Origin of the sequence: Gaiella sp., from assembly GCF_039915195.1 — a bacterium.
In the GTDB taxonomy this organism is placed as follows: domain Bacteria; phylum Actinomycetota; class Thermoleophilia; order Gaiellales; family Gaiellaceae; genus Gaiella.
The window spans coordinates 40,585-61,184 of sequence record NZ_JBDSNT010000058.1 but is presented as its reverse complement, the minus strand read 5'-3'; the positions used below and the strand labels follow the sequence as shown (position 1 = coordinate 61,184).

Below are 20,600 nucleotides of genomic sequence, written 5' to 3'. Positions count from 1 at the left end.
CATCCTCGCCGAGCCCCTCGGAGACGGCGTCGACGAAGGCGGCGACATCGTGGTTCGTCTCGCGCTCGATCTCGGCCACGCGCTCAGGCGTGGGAGTCACGGCTCGCTCGCGAATCGTCGCGACCGCTTCGGGCGGGACGACTCCCACCTCGGCCCAGCCGTCGAGCGCCGCCAGTTCGACGTCGAGCCAACGGCGGAGCTTCGCTCCGTCCGACCAGATCAGGGTCATGGCAGGGCGGGAGTAGCGAGGAATCACAGGGTCATTCTAGAGCGTGCCCCGGCTGCGGCGACGACTACGGCAAGGGCACCTCACCCGGGCGCACGAGCCCGGACTCGTACGCGAAGATCACGCACTGAATGCGGTCGCGCAGGCGCAACTTGGCGAGGATGCTCGCGACGTGCGTCTTCGCGGTTCCCTCCGCGATCACGAGAGTGCGCGCGATGTCGGCGTTCGACAACCCCGCCGCGAGCAACGTCACCACTTCGAGCTCCCGCGGGGTGAGCTCGGCCAACTGTGCGCCGAGCTCCGGACGAGCTCCCGGTCTTTTCGCGAGCTCGGCGATAAGCGGCCGAGTCACAGCCGGGTCGAGGAGCGCCTCGCCGCGGGCGACGACGCGCACCGCAACGAGGAGATTCTCTGGCGGAGCGTCCTTGAGAAGGAACCCACTCGCGCCTGCGCGCAGCGCATCCAGGACGTACTCGTCCAGCCCGAACGTGGTCACGATCAGGACCCTGGTCATCGGACGCACTTCGACGACCCGTCGCGTGGCTTGCAGCCCATCCAGGTTCGGCATCCGGATGTCCATCACGACGACGTCCGGTGTCAAGCGGCGCGCCATGCTCACAGCCTCCAGCCCGTCGGAGGCCTCGCCGACGACCTCGATCGATTCGTCGGCATCCAGGATCTTGCGGAAGCCGCCGCGCACGAGCGCTTGGTCGTCCGCGATCAGCACCCGAATGGTCACGCGTGCCCCTCCGCGAGCGGTAGGCGAGCCCGCACGACGAAGCCGCCGGCGGTGCCGTTCCCGGCCTCCAGCACGCCGCCGTAGAGTGCCACGCGCTCCCCCATGCCGAGGAGGCCGTGCCCGGAGACGCCGCCGATCGGCGCACCGGCTCCGTCGTCCTCGACCTCGAGCTCCAACTCGGCGGCTCCGAACCTGACGAGGATGCTGGCCTGCGTTGCGTGAGCATGCCTGAGCGCGTTCGTCAACCCCTCCTGCAGGATCCGGTACGCAGAGATGTCAAGTCCGGCCGAGAGCGGACGGGGGTTGCCCTCCACCCGAAGCTCCACGGGAAGGCCGGCGTCACGCACCACCGCGATCAGATCCTCGAGGCGGTCGAGCCCCGGCTGGGGGGCATGGGCCGGGTGCCGATCGTCGTCCCGCAACATCCCGACCATGCGCCGCATCTCCGCCAGCGCTTCGCGCCCCGTTACCTCGATCGACCGCAGCACGTCGGCGGTCGACCCGGAGCGATCGCTCGACGCGAGCCGCTCGGCGCCTGCCTGGACGACCATCACGCTGATGCTGTGCGCGACGACGTCATGGAGTTCACGGGCGATACGGGCCCGCTCCTCAGCGATGGCCAGGCGTGCAGTCTCCTGCTGCCGCAACTCGAGCTCCTCCGTGCGAGCCTGCAGTTCCACGGCAAGATGCTGGCGGTCGCGGAAGAGCCGTCCGGCGAGCCAGACGCCGACAAAGAAGGGGCCCATCACGATCAGGTCGCCCGCCTCGACGACGAGGCACGCACCGAGCACGACGGCCAGCCCGGCGATCGCCCGCGGACGCTGGGTGTACGCGCCCACCGAGTAGGCGGCGAGCGCAATCGCGAGAAGCGTCGACTGGACGGGTTGCGGCGAGTCGTCAAGCACGGACTGCGCCATCCAGGAGCCCGCCACGGTCGTCGCGACGCCGAGCGGCGCGAGGCGCCGCCACGCGAGCGGCACCGCCATGCCGAGCGACGCCGGGAGCGCCACGAGCACAGGCGTCGTCACATCGGATCCCCACAGCTCCAGCTGCACGAGCCCTACAAGCGCAAGCGCCAGAACGATGTCCAGGCGGGGTGGGCGAAGCCGACTCACGATTGGAACCTAATCGAGGGCGGGCCGCGTGGCATCTGCCCGACGGCAGAGGACAAGATCCGCCGCGCGGCAGATGCAACTCGTCCGAGACGCCTCTACGGTCGTGGCATGACTGATACCGCGACATCCACGAATACCACGACGTACACCTGGCTCCGGCTCGCCACAGCCCTGCTCCTCGTCGGCGCCCTGGCGTGGCTGGCGAAGTTCGCCGCGATCGCGGTGACGGAATCGGGCGAGGGCACGCTCCCTAGCGTCCTCTGGGTGATCGGCTTCTCCCTGATGCTTGCCGGGTCGGCAGCCCTCGCGGTGTGGCTCACCGGGCGGTGGCACGTCGTCCTGCAGATCGTCTCCGCACTGATCGGCGGCATCGTCTTCTTCGTCTCGATGAACGTGATCGATGACTGGTCGAAGTCTGTCTTCGGCGGGGCGGGGCCTGAGTACGTGCAGGAAGAGTGGGGGATCCTCCTCGCGGCGATCCTCTGGCTCTGCGTCGGGCTCGGCGCGGGCACGGTCTACCGTTCGACGCAGGCCTCGAGGGCGAGCTGAGCGGGCAGGACGCCTATCCGCCGGCCGTTGCGGCTGCAAGCGCGATGTCGTCTCGCCGCCGCACGCCGCTCCACCGGATCATGTCTGCCGCCGCGTACGCCACTGACCGCGCGGCGGCGACGTTGTCCCCGATACCCGTGACGTCGAGAATCCGGCCGCCATTCGTCACAAGTGAACCGTCGCGCAGGGCAGTCCCCGCGTGGAAGACGAGCGCCCCTGTCGCCTCGGCCGCTTCGATCCCGTCGATCCTGGAACCGCTGTCTCCCCGCGCCGGGTAGTCACCAGCCGCAAGGACGACGGTGACCGCGGCGCTCGCGCCCCGGGAAAGGCGGACGTCACCCAGGTCACCGGCGGCACACGCCGCGAGCGCTTCGAGCAGGTCACCTTCGACGAGCGGCATCAGCGACTGCGTCTCGGGGTCCCCGAAGCGGCAGTTGTACTCGAGCACGCGCGGCCCGTCCGGAGTCAGCATCAGTCCGGCAAACAGGGTTCCGATGAACGGATGATCGCGCTCCGCGAGCTCGGCGAGGATCGGGCGGCACGTGAGGTCGACAAGTTCCTCGATCGCATCGGCGTCGAATCCTGGCACAGGCGCAAACGACCCCATGCCACCGGTATTCGGGCCAACGTCACCGTCGTGCGCGCGCTTGAAGTCCTGCGCCACCGGGAGCGCGAGACACGTGGCGCCGTCGCAGAGTGCAAAGACCGAGATCTCAGGCCCCTCGAGCAGCTCCTCGATGACGAGATCCCCACCGAGGGCGGCGAGCTCGACGAGGCCCTCTTCGACTTCGTCCTGCGTGTGGCAGACCACGACGCCCTTGCCGGCCGCGAGGCCGTCGACCTTGAGGACGCACGGGGCGATCGGCTCCGGAAGAGGTGCTGCGGTCGGGACGCCGGCAACGGCCATCACGTCCTTCGCGAACGTTTTCGAGCCCTCGATCGCGGCAGCACCCCGAGAAGGGCCGAAGACGGAGACGCCACCTACGCGGAGAACATCTGCGAGCCCGGCGACGAGAGGGACCTCGGGGCCGACCACAACGAGGTCGATGTGCAACGCACGCGCAAGACCGAGCACCGCCTCGCTGTCGTCGGCGCGCACCGGATGGCACTGCCCGAGGGACGCGATCCCCGGGTTCCCGGGCGCAGCATGGAGCTCGGTGAGCAGCGGCGACTGGACGAGTTTCCAGGCGAGCGCATGCTCGCGTCCACCGGAGCCGAGAAGAAGGACGCGCATTGCTCGATTCTACTTCGAGGCCGAGGACGTTCCGGCGTCAGGCTGAAGCGTTGCGCCATCCTCGCACCCCGGCCTACAGAAGAGCCGCGCGCACCCGGTCGCCGAAGCCGCGCAGGCGCTCGCACGGCTCGTTAGCGAACACGAACCGCACGTAATCGCCGGCCCGCTCGGAGCCCCAGTTGGTCATCGGCGTCGCGGCAACCCGTCCGAGGCGGAACAGCCGCTCCGACGCCTCTTCGGCGGTGTGGCCGAGCGAGCGAATGTCGAGCAGCATCGACCAGCCTCCGTGCGGCGGAATCACCGGAAGGCCGTCGAGTTCGGCGAGGATCACGTCCCGGCGACGCTCCCACTCCGCGGCCGCGGCCGCAACGTCGCCATCGCCCGCCTCGAGAGCGACCGCCACCGCAGTCTGTGCGATCCCGACCTGACAAACGACGTTCGAGATGCAGACGAGGCCGATGTCGTGGACGAGCGCCGGCGGAGCCACGACCCATCCGACGCGCCATCCGATCATGCGCAACTCCTTCGACGCCGAACCGACAATGATCGTTCGGTCCGCCATCCCGTCGAGCGCGAGCGGATCGATGGCCAGGCGACCGTCAAAGAGGATTCGCTCCATCGCGGTGTCGACGACGAGAAGAAGGTCGCGCTCGAGGCAAAGCTCGGTGACCGCGTCCCACGCCGGACGATCGAGAACCGAGCCCGACGGCATGGACGGGCTCATCATGAGAAGCACGCGCGTCCGAGCGCTGACGGCCGCGCGGAGGCTGTCGAGGTCGAGGCTCCAGCCGGCGGCGCTCGGCTCGAGCCGGGCCAGGCTGGGCACGCCACCCGCAACCCGAACTCTGTTCAGGAGCCCGGCGTAGACCGGATCCGTGAGCACGACCTCGTCGCCCGGTTCGAGGGTTGCCAGGAGGACGTTGAGGATCCCGTTCAGTCCACCTGCGGTGATCAGCGTGTGCTGCCAGTCGATCTCACGCACCCCGCGCCCGACGTGACTGGCAACAGCGTGCCGCAGCCGCTCGTGTCCGGGAAACGGGAGGTAGCTGTTGGCGTTGTCGTCGTCGATCGCGATGCGTGTCGCCTCGAGAGCAGCGGCGAGTGGCCGCAGATCCGTATCGAGGTTCTCGAGCCGCAGTAGGTCGGGGTCGGCGGCGCCATCCGCTGCGTCGCCCATCCGGTCGACGCCGATGCCGGGAACGCCCTCGAGACGGGAGACTGCCAACGAGGTGTCAGGGGAGCGTCAGCACGGCCTCACGGCCCTGCCCGATGCCGACAAGGGAGACGGGGACACCGAGCGCGGCCTCGACGAACCGTACGTAGGCGACGGCAACGTCCGGCAACTCGTTGCCCTCGATCTCTTCCTGCCACCCCGGGAGAACCTCAAAGACGGGCCGGCAGTGGTGAAAGTCGGACTGATGGGCGGGAAAGTCGTCGGTCTCGCTGCCGTCCGGCAGGGCGTACCGCACGCAGATCGGGATCTCCGCGAAGGACGAGAGAACGTCGATCTTCGTTAGCGCGAGCGACGTGATGCCGTTGACGCGAACGGCAAAGCGCAGCGCCGGCAGATCAAGCCAACCGCAGCGGCGTTCGCGGCCCGTGACGGTGCCGAACTCCCCACCGAGCTGGCGGACGCGCTCCTGATCCTCTCCCTGGATCTCGGATGGGAACGGCCCCTCACCGACCCGGGTCACATAGGCCTTCGAGACGCCGAGAACCTCGTCGATCCGATTCGGGCCGATGCCGAAGCTGACCGCGGCACCCGCCGCGATCGGGCTCGACGATGTGACGAACGGATACGTGCCGTGATCGAGGTCGAGCAGCGTTCCCTGCGCACCCTCGAAGAGGACGTTGTCGCCGTTCCGCAACGCTCGATCGACGAGGAGCGACGTGTCGGCGATGTACGGGCGTAGCCGTTGGGCGTAGCCCTCGTAGGTGTTTGCCACTTCATCGAGGTCGAACGGCGCGATCTCGTAGACCCGCTCGAGCCACACGTTCTTCTCCGTGATCGCGAGCTCGATCTTCTGGCGCAGAATCTTTGGATCGAGGAGGTCTTGTACACGGATTCCGATCCGCGTCGCCTTGTCGGCATACGCGGGGCCGATACCGCGGCGGGTCGTTCCGATCTGCAGGTTGCCGAGCTTCCGCTCGCGCGCACCGTCGAGCGCAACGTGCCAGGGCATGATCAGATGGGCGTTTCCGGAGAGGAAGACGAGTCCGGCGGTAGGCAGCCCGCGGGACTCGAGATCGTCGAGCTCGCCGATCAACACCTGCGGGTCGACGACGCAACCTGCACCGATGGCGCAGGCCTTGCCCGTGATGATCCCGGACGGCACTGCACGGATCTTGTAGGTCTCGCCGTCGACGACGATCGTGTGCCCTGCGTTCGGCCCGCCCTGGTAACGGCAGACGAGATCGGAGTCCTGGGCGAGCAGGTCGACGATCTTGCCCTTCCCCTCGTCGCCCCACTGCGCACCGACGATGACGGTGGCTGGCACGTGAGACAGTCTCGCACACGCGACCGCCAGCCGCGCCACACAGGATGGCTACCGCTTCGTATCGAGTCTCTATGCTCTCCCTGTGGCTGACGATTGGAGAGTGCGGGTCGAACTCGCAAACGACAACGCGCGACGGGAGTTCGTGCAGCTCCTTCAGGACGGGCTGAGCCCTCTCGGCACCGATCTCGCGCAGGCGCTCCAGGGCGGACATGTTTCGATCTCGGGAGACGACGCGAACCTCTTCGTGTACGCGGACTCGCGTCCGCAAGCCGAGCACGCGCATGCGGTGATCCTCTCCGAGCTCGAGCACCACCGAATCGTCGCGACGACGAGTACTGTCGAGCACTGGCTCGCCGACGAGGAGCGATGGGACAACGAGCCCGCCGACGAGAGGTGGGAGGACGACGTCACGGAGAAGGGCTACGCCCCCTGGGAGGTGCGCGTCGAGTGTCGCGCGCGCCACGAGGCGGTCGCGCTGGAGAAGACGCTCGAGGCCGAGGGATACCAACCCATCCGTCAGTGGTCACACCTGATCATCGGTGCGGCCACCCGCGACGACGCCGAAGCGCTAGCAGCACGGCTCCACGGTGAGGTCGAGGCGGGCGGCGCCATCGTGTGGGAGGAAGCGATCGACTCTCACGTCGTGCGGCCGTTCGTCTTCTTCGGCTAGGACGCGGCTCACCAGGCAACCATGGCGGCCGATCTCGACCCACTCGAGCAGCACCTGCTTGCGGCACTGGCAGCGCTCGAGCCGCCACCCACAGCCGGTCTCGTCGCGCCTTCGGCCGAGAAACTCTGGACTGCACAGATCGCGAGTCGCAACTGTGACATTGCCGCACGGTGGCTCCAGAAGGAGGGCCGGAGCTACTACACGATCGGCTCGGCAGGCCACGAGAGCAACGCCGCGGTTGCGCTTGCGCTCCGCCCGACGGACCCGGCGCTCCTCCACTACCGCTCCGGCGCCTTCTACCTCGCGCGCGCTGCCCAGGTCGGACGAGACGGCGTGCCGGACATCATGCAGGGCGTCACCGCCTCGATCGACGAGCCGATCGCAGGCGGGCGCCACAAGGTCTTCGGTCATCATGACCTTGCGGTGATCCCGCAAACGTCCACGATCGCGTCACATCTCCCGCGGGCAGTCGGTGTCGCGATCGCGATCGATCGCGCCCGAAAGCTCGGCGTCGCTTGCGCCTGGCCGAGCGACGCGATCGTCGTCTGTAGCTTCGGCGACGCATCCCTCAACCACGCGACGGCGCAGGCGGCGCTGAACACCACGGGCCACGCGGCCCACCAGCACCTCCCCGTACCCGTGCTCTTCCTCTGCGAGGACAACGGTCTCGGCATCAGCGTCCCGTCGCCCGCGGGCTGGGTGGCCAACACTCTGTCGAGCCGTATCGGCCTGCGCTACGAAACGGTGTCCGGAGACGACCCGGAAGCCGTGCTCGAAACGGCTCAGGCGCTCGCCGACTGGGTCCGTGAGCACCGACGACCTGCCGTCCTCCACCTGCGCACCGTCCGTTACCTCGGTCACGCGGGCGCGGACGTGGAAGCCGCCTACCGCGCACCGCACGACGTGCGCGCGGACCTCGACCGTGACCCGCTCCTCGCAACGGCACGATGGCTCGTGGCGGCGGGAGCCCGGACCGGTACGGCCCTCGCGGCCGAGTACCTCGAGACCCGAGATCGCGTGCGCGAGGCGGCCATCGATGCAGCGCGTCGGCCCCAGCTCGCGACCGCGTCCGCGGTGATGGGGTCGCTCGCGCCGCACTCTCGGGACGCCGTCGCGGCGCTTGTCCGGGGCACCTCCCCCGTCGGAGAGCGCGTTACCCTCGCGCTCGCGATCAACGGCGCTCTGGCGGACGTTCTCGACCGGCACCCGGAGACGCTCCTCTTCGGTGAGGATGTCGCCGCCAAGGGTGGCGTCTACGGCGTCACTCGCGGGCTCCATGCCCGCTTCGGTGCCGGCCGGGTCTTCGACACGCTGCTCGACGAGACCTCGATCCTCGGCCTTGCGCTCGGCGCGGCTGTCAGCGGCTTCGTCCCCGTCCCCGAGATCCAGTACCTCGCATACCTCCACAACGCCGAGGATCAGCTTCGCGGCGAAGCCGCGACGCTGCAGTTCTTCTCGCAGGGCCAGTATCGCAACGGGATGGTCGTTCGGATCGCCGGGTACGGCTACCAGAAGGGCTTCGGCGGTCACTTCCACAACGACGACTCGGTCGCCGTGCTCCGGGACATCCCGGGGCTCGTGATCGCCTCGCCGTCGCGTCCGGACGACGCCGCCGCGATGCTGAAGACGTGCGTTGCCGCGGCGAAGGTCGACGGTAGCGTCTGTGCGTTCCTCGAGCCGATCGCCCTGTACCACACCCGTGATCTGTACGAGGAAGGGGACGGCGGCTGGCTCGCGACGATCGCCGCCGACCACGTGCCGCTCGGGTCGGCACGCACCTACGGCAACGGACGGGACCTGACGATGCTGACCTGGGGCAACGGCCTTCTGATGTCGCTCCGGGTTGCACGGCGCCTCGAGCAGCATGGGATCCGGGCGCGCGTCGTCGACCTGCGCTGGCTGGCTCCCCTCCCGATCGAGGACATCGCGCGCGAGGCGGTTGCGACACAGCGTGTGCTCGTCGTCGACGAGACGCGCCGCACCGGCGGGGTCTCGGAGGGTGTGATCGCGACACTGATCGACGCAGGCTACGACGGCCAGCTCGCCCGCGTGACGAGCAAGGACTCCTTCGTCCCCCTCGGCAGCGCGGCGAATCTCGTGCTGCTCTCGGAGGACGAGATCGAAGCGGCGGCGCTCGCACTCGTCTGAGCCGCCTCGGTTCTACCAGGCCGTGAGGGCGGGTAGTGCCGGGTCGCCCTCGATGCACTGCCATGCGTAGAGCGCCGTCCCTAGGTCGCCGGTCCAGAGGCTGAACCATCCGCGTCCGTGTCTCTCGCGCTGGCGTTCGACCTGAGCAAGGGAGTGCATGGCGAAGGAACGGGCCCGCTGCAACCAGATCTCGTCGCCGGTGCGGGCGAAGAGGGCGAGGAACGCGAGTCCGTTTCCCGCAGTCCCGTGGCACAGCCCCGCCCCCTTCGCGAGTGGTCCGGCTTCCCAGACGAGTTCGCCGCCTGCAAGGAGAAGGGCGTCCAGCTCCGCCTCCCGCGGTAACGACGAGAGCGCTCCGACGACGCCGGGGGCGCCGTGACACCACTGTGTCCGCGCGCCCACACCGCCGACATCGCGCCCGACGGATGTGGGCCAGTTCGCGAGCCCGCCCTCGACGACGGCGGTCGAGACGGCAGTCCTTGTCGCGCCGACGACGATCTCTTCGCGAGTCTGCTCGGGCAAGAGGCAGAACCCCGCTGCGAGTGAGAGGACGTTCCCCGCGAATCCGTGAACCGCTCCCAGCACGCGTCCCGGCTTGCCCACCATGATCTGCGTCCACAGGCGGCAGCCGAACTCCTCGTCCACGTGCCACTCGCCGAGCACCGCAGCCGCGCTCTCCCGCCACGCATCGGCCCAGCGCTCCTCGCCTGTGCGACGATGCATCTCACGCGCGGCGAGCATCGTGCCCGGTGCGCCCCAGAGGATCTCGAGCGCCACGTTTCGCGCATTGCCGCGCACGACGCCCAGGAGGGTATCTGTGCTGCCCGGACGGGACGCCAGGATCTCGGCGACGAGCAATACGCCGGCCTCGCCCGTCCAGATGCCCGGCATCGGCTCATCAGGGGGGTGGCAGTGCGAGAGGTACGCCTCATGGAGGCCGGCCCCGGCCGCCCGAAGGTCGATCGACGTCTCGGCTGAACCGGCCTGCAGGCATCGGTCGAGACCCCACAGCATCCCCGCCGCACCGAGGTAGACGCCGTGCGAGACGCCACCCCAGTCGTCGTCTTCCTCGCCGGCGTCGAGCGCGTGCAAGGGCCACGCGCCTGACGGAGTGTAGGCACGCTCCGCATCGGCAACGATGGCGCGAATTGCCTCGCGCACGCGTGCCTCGTCCCAGGGGCTACCCGCAAGAGGCTCGTGTGCGGACGGGTCGTAGAGCACTAGTGCGCCGTCCGGGGAATCCGGTGCTGCTCGGGCGAGCGAAAACCGAGCAGCGCGAGGACGCAAGGAGCCTCGATACCGGGTTGTACCGGGGCGACCGAGGACGAAGCGATGCGAAGCGTTTGCAGCCGGACGAGCTGTGCCGTATTCCCCGGACGTTGCACTAGGCCATTCTTCCAGTTCGGTTAGGCACCACGGCTTCTGGGAAGATGATGGGATGCGATTCCGGAGGAACGCCAGGCTCGACCCGTCGCAGGTGGAGGACTACCGCGGAGCGAGCGGGGGGAGCGGCCGACCAGGGGCCGTACCGATCACTCTCGGCGGCGGCGGGCTGATCGGAGCGATCGTCCTCGTGGCATTCCTGCTGCTCGGCGGCGGAGGTGGCGGCGTTGGTGATCTCGGCGCGCTGACGGGCCAGACCGTCGGACCGGGAACGGCCTCGACCGACCTCCAGGCCGAGTGCCGCACGGGTGCAGACGCGAACGAACGTGATGACTGCCGCATCGTCGCCGTCGTCAACAGCGTGCAGGCCTACTGGGCGAAGACGGTGCGCAACTACGAGCCCGCCAGAACGCGGTTCTTCACGGACAGCATCCAGACCGGCTGTGGAGCGGCGACGTCGGCCGTTGGGCCCTTCTACTGCCCGGGAGATCGCTACGTGTACATCGACCTCGGGTTCTTCGAGGATCTCCAGTCACAGCTCGGCGCACGAGGCGGCCCGCTCGCCGAGGCTTACGTCCTCGCGCACGAGTACGGGCACCACGTTCAGAATCTGACGGGCGCACTCGGCCGGGCGAGCCGCGACACCGGCCCGCAGGGAGGTCAGGTGCGGCTCGAGCTCCAGGCGGATTGCTACGCCGGACTCTGGGTCGGCCACGCCCTCGACACCGGCTTCGTGGCGGACATCACCCGCCAGGACATCGCCGACGCCCTCGACGCCGCGGCCTCGGTTGGCGACGATCGGATCCAGGGGCGAGCCGGTGGGCAGGTTCGGCCGGAATCGTGGACCCACGGATCGGCCGAGCAGCGAAAGGCGTGGTTCATCCGCGGGGTCGAGGGATCGGGGCCGCCGAACTGCGATACGTTCCGCGGACGCGTCTGATCACGGTTCTTCTCTCCACGAGATGAGCCATTCCACCGTCGTCGCCGGCACGCAGGACGTCGTCTACGGCCAGACCGGGGCCAGGAGCCTTGCCGTAACGGATCCTGATTCGGAGGTCGAAAACACTTACAGCCACGAGTACTTTGCGGAGAACACCCCGTCGCAACCGTGGGGCGGGGATCGAGCGAGCGCCGCTACGAAGCTGCGGCCATGTCGGTGAACTTCGCGTACCGCTTCAGGAAGCTCAGCTTGACCGAATCGGTCGGACCGTTGCGGTGCTTTGCGAGGATCACCTCGGCGAGTCCCTGCGAATCGGACTCCTCGCCGTTGTAGTACTCGTCGCGGTAGACGAACGCGACGAGGTCGGCGTCCTGCTCGATGCTTCCGGACTCACGGAGGTCGGAGAGGATCGGCCGCTTGTCGTGGCGCTGCTCGACGGCGCGGGAGAGCTGGGAGAGCGCGAGAATCGGAACCTCGAGATCGCGGGCGAGCACCTTGAGCTGGCGGGAGATCTGCGAGACCTCCTGCACCCGGTTCTCCGGATTCGACCCCGAGGTCATCAGCTGCAGGTAGTCCACGATGATCATGCCCAGCTTCGGCTCACGCGACTTGAGGCGGCGCGCCTTCGATCGGAGCTCCATCATCGTGATCGACCCCGTGTCGTCGACGTAGATCGGCGCCTTCATCAGCTTGTCGCAGGCCGCGGTGAGTCGCGGCCAGTCGTCCTGCGCGAGCCGCCCCGAGCGCAGGCGCTGCGACTCGACCTTTGCCTCGCTGCACATCAGTCGCTGTGTCACCTCGGATTTCGACATCTCGAGTGTGAACAGAGCGACAGGCGTCTCGTGACGAACGGCGAGGTTGGCCGCGGTGCAGAGGGCGAGCGCAGACTTCCCCATCGAGGGACGAGCCGCGATGATGACGAGGTTCCCGGGCTGGAAGCCGGAGGTGAGCTTGTCGAGCTCGCGGAACCCGGATGGCACACCGGTGACGTCGACGCCGGCCTCGTAGAGGTGCATGATCCGCGCGAAGCTCTCGTTGAGCAGATCGTGGATGTGGGCGAAGTCGCCGCTGACGCGCTGCTGCGCGAGCTCGAACACCATCTGCTCGGCCCGGTCGACGAGATCGGTTGTCGCGCCGGGCCGCGTCTGCCCGAGACGTTGGATCTCCTGGCCGACACGAACGAGGCCGCGTAGCGTCGCCATCTCCTTGACGATCCGGGCGTAGTGCTCCGCGTTCGAGGTCGCCGGAACGACCGCCGCCAGCTCGGCTATCTTCGCGGTGCCACCAATGCGCTCGAGCTCGCTGCGCTCGTCGAGCTCGTTCGCAAGGGTAATCGCGTCGACGGGCTCGCCCTTGCCGTAGAGCGCAAGCGCCGCCTGGTAGATCGTGCCGTGCGACTCACGGTAGAAGTCGGAGGCCGAAACGACCTCGGTAACAGCACCGATCGCGGTTGCCGAGAGGAGCATCGCTCCGAGAACGGACTCCTCCGCCTCCAGGTTCTGGGGCGGCACAATTGCCGACGGCACGCTCGGAGCAACGGTCACAGGGCCAGTCAACCTGCGCCGGAGGGACAGGGCAAGAACGGCCGTCGGTGCCCTAACGTGCAGGGGAAAAAGAACATATGTTCTTACTCTATCCCCCGAAGCGGACGACTTCTCCCCAGACGCGACACCAGTTATCCACCGCGGATCTCCGCTCCGAGCGGGAAGTCTGACCGCCTGTCCACAGGCCCTGTGGACGAAAACGTTCCGGCGGCCCCCTCAGGGAGCCGCCGAAACGGGAACGGCACTACGCCTCGGGCTCTTCCTCGAGCTCCTCGACGACCTCCACCGTGTCGACGACCTCGACGGTCTCGGTGCCGACAAGGTCGGCCGTGTCATCAGCCTCGACGGCCTCGTCGACCTCGACGGTCTCCCACTCGGCCTCAGCCACGACGGGCTTCACGCCGGCAGCCTCGGCGGCAGCAGCGGCCTCCGCCTCCTCGACCGCGATCATCGCTGCGAGCTCTTCCTCGGGCGGCAGCTCGCCACCCTCGGGGACGACCATCAGCTTCACATCGGCGGAGACGTCCTCGAACACGCCGATCGTGACCGTGTAACGGCCGATCCGCTTGATGCTGTCGATCCCGATCTTGCGACGGTCGACGCGGATCTTGCGGATCCGCCAGATCTCATCGGCGATGTCGGTCGTCGTGACCGAGCCGAAGAGCGACCCGGTTGGGCCAGACTTGACATCGAACCTGAGCACGAGCTTGCCGAGCGTGGCCGCGATGTCGGCGGCCTGCTCGGCGCTGCGAGCCTCGTGCATCGCCTTCTGGGCATCGATGCGCTGGACTTCCTTGACGCGGCCGTCGGTCGCCACCTCGGCGAGGTTCCGGGGGAGCAGGAAGTTCCGCGCGTAGCCACGCGCGACGTTCACGACCTCACCGCGATGGCCGAGCTTCTCCACGTCTTTGAGCAGAATCACGTTCATCTGATCAGCCCCCGACGTAGGGCAGGAGTGCGACCTCGCGGGCCCGCTTCACCGCTACAGCGACCTGTCGCTGGTGGCGACGGCACGCGCCCGTGATGCGGCGGTTGCGGATCTTGCCCTTCTCGGAGATGTAGCGCCGTAGCTGGTTGACGTTCTTGTAGTCCACTTCGGTGACCTTGTCCTTGCAGAAGTGGCAGCTCTTCCGGCGCCCGGGGGCGGAGCTGGAGCTGGGCCGCTTGCGCGGCGGTGCTTTCTGTGCCATGTCGTCAGATCTCCTAGAACGGGATGTCGTCGTCGGTGGGCGATGAAGGGAAGTCCGCGCCGCCCTGCTGGGAAGCTCCGGCCGGGACGAACGAGCCGCCACCGCCACCGCCGCCTCCGTCACCGTCGCCGCGGCTCCCGAGGAACTGGACGTTGTCGGCCACGATCTCGACGGCCTGACGCTTGCCGGAGCCGTCGGTCGCCTCCCACTCGCGCCATTCGAGCCGACCGTCGATCGCGACGGGGCGGCCCTTGGCGAGGTACTGCGCACAGCTCTCGCCCTGCGCCCCCCACACCGAGACGTCGAAGTAGTTCGGCTTGTCCGTCCACTGGCCCGACTCGTCCTTGCGGCGCGTGTTCACCGCGATTCGAAGCGAGCACAGGGCAGTACCGGACGGGAGATGTTTCATCTCCGGGTCGCGGGTCAGGTTGCCGACGAGCACAACGCGATTGATGTTTGCGGCCATCAGTCCTCATCCTCCTCTGCGAGATCATCGATCACAGCATCGTGACTCATCGGGGCCGCGACCGGTAGTGGCCCCGCGGGACCTCCCTCGGGCCGACGTGTCGCCATGTGACGCATCACGTTGTCGTCGATCTTGAGCACGCGAGAGACCTCGTCGAGCGTCTCCGGAGCCGAACTGAACAGCAACAGGTGGTAGTTGCCGTCCGCTTTCTTGTCGATCTCGTACGCGAGCTTGCGCTTGCCCCACACATCGTGGCGCGTGAACGTTCCGCCACCCTTCTCGATCAGGTCACGCACGCGCGTGATGACCTCCGCCTGGGGCTCCTCGGCGAGGTCTGGGTCCAACAACAGCAGGATCTCGTAGTCAACCACGGGTTCCCTTTTCTCCTTCCTTCGGTCTTAGGCGGCCTCACCGGCAAGCACGAGCTGGGAATGGCCCGGGCGTGGAGAGGCAGGAAGCGCGATATACGGTAGCTGACGAATCGCAACGCTGGGTCGCGACAGCCTCTACTTCCGTCGCACACCGCCGCGCGCGATACCATCGCCTTCGTGAAGCGTTCACTCGCCTGGCTCGCTGGAATCGTCGGCATCGCCGCGCTCGGGCGCAAGCTGTCCCGACGTAAGGCATCACGCGTTCCAGCTGAACCGCCTGCTCCAGCCGACGAGGTCGTCGAGGAGATCGTCCTCGATCCCTCTGACGATCCGGCCGAGGAGCTCCGCCGCAAGCTGGCGGCGACCCGGCCGCCGGAGCCGACCGCTGAGCCCGCGGCCGTCGAGACGCTCGAGGAGCGACGTGCGCGCGTCCACGCGAAGGCGCGCGAGGCAATGGACGCCATGAACGACGAAGGCCCGGCGACATGACAGCGGCGGAGGAGACGGCACACGGCAGGGAGCCTGATCCCGAGCTCACCGACGTTGTCCGCGAACTGTCCGACCAGGTCGAGGCTCTTCGCGCCGACGTTCGCCGGCTCGGCGGGCCAGGCCTCCCGGCTTCCGAGCCTGGCTGGAACAACGAGACAGTCGGTTCGTCGCCGGCCCCCTCGTACGCATGGGTGAGCGCGGTCGGCGCACCCGTGCGGCAGCGGCCGGCCGTTCCACGCCTGCTTCTCGAGGTGCTATTCCTGATCGGAGTGGCGACTGCAGCGGCCGTCGCCGAGATCGGCGCGCCGGTCATTGCCGGCCTGATGGCGGCCTCATGGCTGCTCGTTGCCCTCATCGAGTGGGCGGCATCGCGGGCCGACCGTAAACGAGACGCGATTCCGAGCTACGCCACGGCTCCGCCGGCCGAGCCGCGCGCGGCCGATCCCGCCTGGTTCGTTCCGCCCGTCGAGCACACGCTGCTCGAGCCGGCACCGGAGTCACCGACTGTCATCACGAAGCTGCCGCCCGCTCTGCAGGATCTCGAAGCGACGACCGACCGACCGACCGGAGGCTAGAAGCGCTGGAAGCCCTGCGAATCGGCCCCGGCAACGCCTGGTGGCCCGACCGGCGATGTGGTTCGCGTGTTCGGGTGCTGTAAGGAGCGGTGCGAGATCGGGCTCGGACCGGCACAATCGTAAAGGCTTCCGCGCCCCACGCCACGACTCCTTCCGGAGCCCCACATGCCTCGCTTTCGCACTCACCTCACCGGCTGTCTTGTTGCCGCGCTCGTCTGCGCGGTGCTCGCGAGTGCGAGTACCGCGGCCGCAACCAAGCCCGTGCCCGCGACGCTCGTCGGCGACTCCGTCGCCGCCTCGATCAGCTACACGCCGAGGGCAAAGACACTGCTCTCACGGGGGCTCAGCGTCCGGTTCGACCTGCGCGTGTGCCGACGGCTCGTCACGGTCGGCTGTCCCTACCAGGGATCGACCGCGCCGAATGCCCTCCAGGCCGTTCAGTCGCTTGGTCGCTCGCTGGGCGATGTCCTGATCGTGTACGTCGGCTACAACGAGTCCTCCGCCGGGTACGCGAAGGGGATCGACCGGGTGATGCGCGCGGCTCTCCGGCAGGGAGCGAAGGGTGTCGTCTGGGTGACGCTTCGCGAAGAGCGTGACATCTACCGGCAGACGAACGTCACAATTCGCGCGGCCGCGAAACGCTGGCCCGAGCTCCGGGTCGCCGACTGGAACGCGTTCAGCACGGACAAGCCGTGGTTCAGCTCCGATGGGCTCCACATGAGTGCCGCCGGCGCCGAAGGCCTCGCCCGTTTCCTGCGGCCGTTCGTGTTCCGCGCCACCTCGATCTGAGTCCACGACTGTCGGCCGCATGGGGCCTGGATCGCTCGACACACGGGCCGCTCGCCGAGCCGGCTGGCACAATCGCTCGATGCCAGGTCGCTGCCTCGCTCTGGTCGCCTTCGTGCTGCTCGCGCTCGTCGTTCCCGGGGCGGCGGTACCTGCTACCGACCACAGCTCAGCGACCGCGAGAGTGGCCGCACGGTCGTTCGTTGCGATCGACGCTGCGACCGGGCGAGTGCTCGCGGCCCGACGCGCGAGTGCGCGGCGGCCAATTGCGTCGCTAACGAAGGTGATGACGGCGCTCACGGTGATCGAGCGAGGGAATCTCCGTGGTCGCGTGGTGGTCACGCCCGATGCGACGAACGTCGAGCCGTACAGGGAGGGCCTCGTCGCCGGTCGCGCCTACACGCGCGAGACGCTCCTGTGGTCCGCTCTGCTGGCATCGGGCAATGACTCGGCCACGGCACTCGCGATCGACGTGGGCGGCGGCTCGCTGGCCGGGTTCTACGTACTCGCGAACGAACGGGCGAAGGCACTCGGGATGACCTCGACCACCTACGCGAGCGCGTCCGGACTCGACGACAACTACAACCTCTCCACTGCGCTCGACCAGGCCGTCCTCGCACGCGCCGCGCTCCAGAACCCGACGTTCGCGAAGTTCGTCTCGACCCGATCGCACTGGACGAAGTGGGCCGCTCCGACGCGCGCGAAGCTGTGGGTGAACCACAACAAGATGCTCGGGACGACGCCTGGCACCTACGGCGTCAAGACGGGCTGGACGACCCGTGCCGGCGGCTGCCTGATCGTCGCCGTGCGCCGCGGCGACCGATCGGTGATAGGCGTCGTGCTCGCCTCGCCGAGCATCTGGTCGGATATGGCGGCACTGCTCGACGTCGCGTTCAACCGGCTCAGCTGATCCGGGTCGGCAACTAGGCTCCGCCGATGCTTTTCCCCACCGCGACGTTCGCGATCTTCTTCCTCATCGTGCTGCCACTCTCGTGGCTCGCAATGCCGAAGCCGGCCCGCTGGCGGCCGTTCATTCTCATCGCAAGCTACGTTTTCTACAGCTGGTGGGACTGGCGTTTCATCTTCCTGCTCGCCGGCTGCACCGTCTGGAACCAGGTCCTCGCGGTCCGCATCCACCGGGCGACGACGAAGCAGCAGAAGAAGCTCCTGCTCTGGGTCGCGCTCGCCGGGAACCTCGGCGTGCTGGGCTACTTCAAGTACTACGACTTCTTCATCGACTCGTCGCAGAGCATGGCCTCGATCGTTGGCCTCGATCTGCCGTTGTCGCTGAAGACGATCATCCTGCCCGTCGGCATCTCGTTCTACACGTTCATGGCGATCAGCTACGTCGTAGATACGTATCGCGGTGACTTCGTCCCGACGACGCTCGAGAAGTTCGCTGTCTACCTCTCGTTCTTCCCCCACCTCGTCGCCGGGCCGATCGTGCGACCAGGAGAGCTGATCCCCCAGCTCGACGGGCCGCGCAACCCGCGGCGCGTCGACACGAGCCGCGCGTTCTACCTGATCGCGACCGGGCTGTTCAAGAAGGTCGTGATCGCGAACTATCTCGCGTCGAACATCGTCGACCAGGTGTTCGGTGCGCCGGGTCAGCACTCGTCACTCGAGATCCTGATCGGGATCTACGCGTATGCCGTCCAGATCTATGCCGATTTCTCGGGCTACACCGACATCGCCATCGGTCTGGCCCTCTTGCTCGGGTTCGCCTTTCCGCAGAATTTCGATTCGCCGTACGCCGCTGTCTCGATCCAGGACTTCTGGCGCCGCTGGCACATGACGCTCTCGCGCTTCCTGCGGGACTACCTCTACATCCCACTCGGCGGAAGTCGCAGAGGCAAGATCATCACGTATCGCAACCTCACGCTGACGATGCTGATCGGCGGGCTCTGGCACGGGGCAGGTTGGACGTTTGTCGCGTGGGGGGCTATCCACGGGGTCGCCCTCGTCGTGGAGCACCGACGGCGAGAGAGGCCCGGCTACGTCGAGCCGGCCGACACGCGGCGAAGGCGGATCATCTCGCGGTTGATCACGTTCAACATCGTGTGCGTGGCATGGGTCTTCTTCCGCTCTGACAGCTTTGCGACCGCGTCCGACATGCTCACCGGCCTCTTCACCGGCTGGGGCGAGCCGTCGCCGCTCGTGACGTGGGGCGTCGTGCTCGCGATCGCGGTCGGGATCGGCTCGCAGTACCTCCCCGCGCGAGTTCCGTACGCAATCATGGCCCGGTTCGGCAGGCTGCCGGTCGTCGGCCAGGCTGTTGTGCTGGCGTTTGCCCTCATGCTGACGAACGCGTTGGGGCCGGACGGCGTGGCACCATTCATCTACTTCCGCTTCTAGCTCTCATCTCAATTGGCACCCGACCCGCCTGATCTCCCGAAGCTTCCGCCCATCAGGGAGTCGGCCGAGCACGTCCTGCCGCCGCTTCCCGGGGCTTCACCCGACCCCGGGTGGGAGGACACACCCACGCCTGCCGCGCCGGAGCCGCAATCGAAGGCCGATGCGGAACGCCGCGATCGACGCCAGCGACGTGCGACGACGTCCGATCGGCCGCAGCGTCGCAAGGCGGAGGCGCAGCGGCGTGGAACTGCTGCATCCGAGCCACCTGAGGGACGCAGGAACCGTACCGATGATGGCCGTCGGTACTCGTCCGCCGGCAACGGACTCGTCGTGGCGCTGCTTGCGCTGCTCTTCGGCGCGTTGCTCAACGCGCCGGGAATGCACAAGGCGTCGTTCAACAAGCAGCAGGGAGCGGAACGCGACATCGCGCTCGCCCTCACCGGTGGCCTCGCCGGCGTCAGTGGCGCGCTTCAGCTCGACCGGCCACGCCACCTCGTGCAGAGCATCGCCGGTCGGAGTGATGCCGACGAGATAGACGTCGCGATCGAGATTCCCGAGACGACAGCGAAGCCGACCAACGCCAAGACGCCCAAGCCGGCGGTGGCGAATCCGCCCGGAAAGCCGAAGTTCACCCCGAACAGGAAGCTCCGCCTCTGGGTTGCAGGCGACTCGCTCGTGATCACACCCGGGTACTCGATCGTGCGGGCAGCCGGTGCTAGTCCGGTGATCGAGGCCGTCGGTGGCGTCGACGGCCATGTCGCGACAGGGCTGACGAGACCCGACGTCTTCAACTGGTTCGTGGAGATCCGTACGCAGGTGAAGAAGCTCAAGCCGCACGTCGTGGTGCTCAACTTCGGCGGGAACGACGACAAGGCCTACATGACCGGCCTTCCCGAGGGCACGACGATAGGCGGGTTCGGGGGCCCGACGTGGCAGGAGGAGTATCGACGACGGGTTGCCGGAGTCATGGACATCATCAACCGCGCGGGTGGCACGGTCGTCTGGCTCGGCCTGCCGATCACACGCAGCGAGACGCAGACGCAGCGGTTCGACATCGTCAACGCCGTTGTCCAGAAGGAGGCGAAGAAGCGTGGCAGCAAGGCGATCTTCGTCGATACCTACACGATGTTCGCGGGCGATACAGGTGGCTATACCGAGTATCTGGAGAACGCCAAGGGCGACAAGGTCAAGGTTCGCGCCGGCGACGGCGTGCACTTCGACAACGAGGGCGGCGACATCATCGCACGCGAAGTGCTGAAGCAGCTCAATACGACCTTCGATCTGACGAGCTGGCGCCTGGCCAACGGCTGAACGTCGGCGAA

General features: G+C 67.8%; 21 protein-coding genes and 2 pseudogenes. 11 read left to right on the top strand and 12 right to left on the bottom strand.

All coding sequences use genetic code 11. From position 1 onward, the window contains the following. The 3 genes and pseudogenes from ABIR74_RS05940 to ABIR74_RS05930 form a co-directional block, all read right to left on the bottom strand. Positions 1-256 (bottom strand): annotated as a pseudogene (locus tag ABIR74_RS05940) (adenylosuccinate lyase); the annotation flags it as partial. A 37-nt stretch (positions 257-293) separates the two neighbouring features. Next, a complete protein-coding gene (locus ABIR74_RS05935) occupies positions 294-965 on the bottom strand; it encodes a response regulator transcription factor (protein WP_348175878.1) in 672 nt (223 codons plus the stop codon). Continuing rightward, complete coding sequence (locus ABIR74_RS05930; protein WP_348175875.1) at positions 962-2,080, bottom strand: sensor histidine kinase; 1,119 nt, start codon at positions 2,078-2,080, stop codon at positions 962-964. Before ABIR74_RS05930 ends, ABIR74_RS05935 begins: the two co-directional genes overlap by 4 nt. A gap of 108 nt (positions 2,081-2,188) precedes the next feature. Between ABIR74_RS05930 and ABIR74_RS05925 the strand changes: the two genes are divergently transcribed. Then, positions 2,189-2,629, top strand: a complete 441-nt coding sequence (locus ABIR74_RS05925) for a hypothetical protein (RefSeq protein ID WP_348175873.1) — start codon at positions 2,189-2,191, stop codon at positions 2,627-2,629. A 13-nt stretch (positions 2,630-2,642) separates the two neighbouring features. On the opposite strand, the gene purD is transcribed toward ABIR74_RS05925, so the two are convergent. The 3 genes from purD to ABIR74_RS05910 form a co-directional block, all read right to left on the bottom strand. Continuing rightward, the gene (gene purD, locus ABIR74_RS05920; protein WP_348175872.1) at positions 2,643-3,863 is read right to left on the bottom strand and encodes a phosphoribosylamine--glycine ligase; all 1,221 of its coding nucleotides are present in this window, start codon (positions 3,861-3,863) and stop codon (positions 2,643-2,645) included. Between the two features lie 73 nt (positions 3,864-3,936). Beyond that, positions 3,937-5,088, bottom strand: a complete 1,152-nt coding sequence (locus ABIR74_RS05915; RefSeq protein WP_348175870.1) for a pyridoxal phosphate-dependent aminotransferase — start codon at positions 5,086-5,088, stop codon at positions 3,937-3,939. 7 nt (positions 5,089-5,095) lie between these two features. After that, positions 5,096-6,361 carry an adenylosuccinate synthase gene (locus ABIR74_RS05910; protein ID WP_348175868.1) on the bottom strand — a complete coding sequence of 422 codons (1,266 nt, stop codon included), beginning with the start codon at positions 6,359-6,361 and terminating at the stop codon, positions 5,096-5,098. An 82-nt stretch (positions 6,362-6,443) separates the two neighbouring features. On the opposite strand from ABIR74_RS05910, the gene ABIR74_RS05905 reads away from it, so the two are divergent. Together ABIR74_RS05905 and ABIR74_RS05900 are read left to right on the top strand one after the other, a co-directional pair. Beyond that, the gene (locus ABIR74_RS05905; RefSeq protein ID WP_348175866.1) at positions 6,444-7,031 is read left to right on the top strand and encodes a hypothetical protein; all 588 of its coding nucleotides are present in this window, start codon (positions 6,444-6,446) and stop codon (positions 7,029-7,031) included. A 21-nt stretch (positions 7,032-7,052) separates the two neighbouring features. Continuing rightward, the gene (locus tag ABIR74_RS05900; protein ID WP_348175865.1) at positions 7,053-9,179 is read left to right on the top strand and encodes a thiamine pyrophosphate-dependent enzyme; all 2,127 of its coding nucleotides are present in this window, start codon (positions 7,053-7,055) and stop codon (positions 9,177-9,179) included. A 12-nt stretch (positions 9,180-9,191) separates the two neighbouring features. Here ABIR74_RS05900 and ABIR74_RS05895 read toward each other — a convergent pair whose 3' ends face one another. Next, positions 9,192-10,340: a LanC-like protein gene (locus ABIR74_RS05895; RefSeq protein WP_348175863.1), complete on the bottom strand. Its 1,149-nt coding sequence runs from the start codon at positions 10,338-10,340 to the stop codon at positions 9,192-9,194. 277 nt (positions 10,341-10,617) lie between these two features. On the opposite strand from ABIR74_RS05895, the gene ABIR74_RS05890 reads away from it, so the two are divergent. Both ABIR74_RS05890 and ABIR74_RS05885 read left to right on the top strand, forming a co-directional pair. Then, complete coding sequence (locus tag ABIR74_RS05890; protein WP_348175861.1) at positions 10,618-11,502, top strand: neutral zinc metallopeptidase; 885 nt, start codon at positions 10,618-10,620, stop codon at positions 11,500-11,502. A gap of 4 nt (positions 11,503-11,506) precedes the next feature. Then, positions 11,507-11,722, top strand: a pseudogene (locus tag ABIR74_RS05885) (M35 family metallo-endopeptidase); the annotation flags it as partial. On the opposite strand, the gene dnaB reads toward ABIR74_RS05885, so the two are convergent. From dnaB to rpsF, 5 genes are all read right to left on the bottom strand, one after another. Then, a complete protein-coding gene (gene dnaB, locus ABIR74_RS05880; protein ID WP_348175859.1) occupies positions 11,697-13,028 on the bottom strand; it encodes a replicative DNA helicase in 1,332 nt (443 codons plus the stop codon). The pseudogene ABIR74_RS05885 and the gene dnaB sit on opposite strands and share 26 nt — an antisense overlap. A gap of 262 nt (positions 13,029-13,290) precedes the next feature. Further along, positions 13,291-13,974: a 50S ribosomal protein L9 gene (rplI, locus tag ABIR74_RS05875; RefSeq protein ID WP_348175857.1), complete on the bottom strand. Its 684-nt coding sequence runs from the start codon at positions 13,972-13,974 to the stop codon at positions 13,291-13,293. A 4-nt stretch (positions 13,975-13,978) separates the two neighbouring features. After that, on the bottom strand, positions 13,979-14,236 hold the full coding sequence (rpsR, locus tag ABIR74_RS05870; protein ID WP_348175856.1) for a 30S ribosomal protein S18: 258 nt from the start codon (positions 14,234-14,236) through the stop codon (positions 13,979-13,981). Between the two features lie 13 nt (positions 14,237-14,249). Then, the gene (gene ssb, locus ABIR74_RS05865; RefSeq protein WP_348175854.1) at positions 14,250-14,702 is read right to left on the bottom strand and encodes a single-stranded DNA-binding protein; all 453 of its coding nucleotides are present in this window, start codon (positions 14,700-14,702) and stop codon (positions 14,250-14,252) included. Next, on the bottom strand, positions 14,702-15,073 hold the full coding sequence (gene rpsF, locus ABIR74_RS05860; protein ID WP_348175852.1) for a 30S ribosomal protein S6: 372 nt from the start codon (positions 15,071-15,073) through the stop codon (positions 14,702-14,704). Before rpsF ends, ssb begins: the two co-directional genes overlap by 1 nt. A 177-nt stretch (positions 15,074-15,250) precedes the next feature. Between rpsF and ABIR74_RS05855 the strand changes: the two genes are divergently transcribed. From ABIR74_RS05855 to ABIR74_RS05830, 6 genes are all read left to right on the top strand, one after another. Continuing rightward, positions 15,251-15,562, top strand: coding sequence for a hypothetical protein (locus ABIR74_RS05855; RefSeq protein ID WP_348175851.1), 312 nt, complete (start codon positions 15,251-15,253; stop codon positions 15,560-15,562). Further along, positions 15,559-16,137: a hypothetical protein gene (locus ABIR74_RS05850; protein WP_348175849.1), complete on the top strand. Its 579-nt coding sequence runs from the start codon at positions 15,559-15,561 to the stop codon at positions 16,135-16,137. The genes ABIR74_RS05855 and ABIR74_RS05850 overlap by 4 nt, the downstream gene beginning before the upstream one ends. Positions 16,138-16,302: 165 nt before the next feature. Then, positions 16,303-16,926, top strand: coding sequence for a hypothetical protein (locus ABIR74_RS05845; RefSeq protein ID WP_348175847.1), 624 nt, complete (start codon positions 16,303-16,305; stop codon positions 16,924-16,926). Positions 16,927-17,005: 79 nt separating this feature from the next. Next, positions 17,006-17,833 (top strand): hypothetical protein, encoded by an 828-nt coding sequence (locus ABIR74_RS05840; protein WP_348175845.1) that lies wholly within the window; start codon positions 17,006-17,008, stop codon positions 17,831-17,833. A 26-nt stretch (positions 17,834-17,859) separates the two neighbouring features. Continuing rightward, positions 17,860-19,278 (top strand): MBOAT family protein, encoded by a 1,419-nt coding sequence (locus tag ABIR74_RS05835; RefSeq protein ID WP_348175844.1) that lies wholly within the window; start codon positions 17,860-17,862, stop codon positions 19,276-19,278. Between the two features lie 330 nt (positions 19,279-19,608). Further along, positions 19,609-20,589 carry a DUF459 domain-containing protein gene (locus ABIR74_RS05830; RefSeq protein WP_348175842.1) on the top strand — a complete coding sequence of 327 codons (981 nt, stop codon included), beginning with the start codon at positions 19,609-19,611 and terminating at the stop codon, positions 20,587-20,589. The last annotated feature ends 11 nt before the right edge of the window (positions 20,590-20,600 follow it).

Coding starts and splice junctions, on each gene's coding strand:
- ABIR74_RS05925 (WP_348175873.1), top strand. CDS start 2,189: ATGACTGATACCGCGACATCCACGAATACCACGACGTACACCTGGCTC.
- purD (WP_348175872.1), bottom strand. CDS start 3,863: ATGCGCGTCCTTCTTCTCGGCTCCGGTGGACGCGAGCATGCGCTCGCC.
- ABIR74_RS05900 (WP_348175865.1), top strand. CDS start 7,053: ATGGCGGCCGATCTCGACCCACTCGAGCAGCACCTGCTTGCGGCACTG.
- ABIR74_RS05890 (WP_348175861.1), top strand. CDS start 10,618: ATGCGATTCCGGAGGAACGCCAGGCTCGACCCGTCGCAGGTGGAGGAC.
- rplI (WP_348175857.1), bottom strand. CDS start 13,974: ATGAACGTGATTCTGCTCAAAGACGTGGAGAAGCTCGGCCATCGCGGT.
- rpsR (WP_348175856.1), bottom strand. CDS start 14,236: ATGGCACAGAAAGCACCGCCGCGCAAGCGGCCCAGCTCCAGCTCCGCC.
- ssb (WP_348175854.1), bottom strand. CDS start 14,702: ATGGCCGCAAACATCAATCGCGTTGTGCTCGTCGGCAACCTGACCCGC.
- ABIR74_RS05850 (WP_348175849.1), top strand. CDS start 15,559: ATGACAGCGGCGGAGGAGACGGCACACGGCAGGGAGCCTGATCCCGAG.
- ABIR74_RS05845 (WP_348175847.1), top strand. CDS start 16,303: ATGCCTCGCTTTCGCACTCACCTCACCGGCTGTCTTGTTGCCGCGCTC.
- ABIR74_RS05840 (WP_348175845.1), top strand. CDS start 17,006: ATGCCAGGTCGCTGCCTCGCTCTGGTCGCCTTCGTGCTGCTCGCGCTC.
- ABIR74_RS05835 (WP_348175844.1), top strand. CDS start 17,860: ATGCTTTTCCCCACCGCGACGTTCGCGATCTTCTTCCTCATCGTGCTG.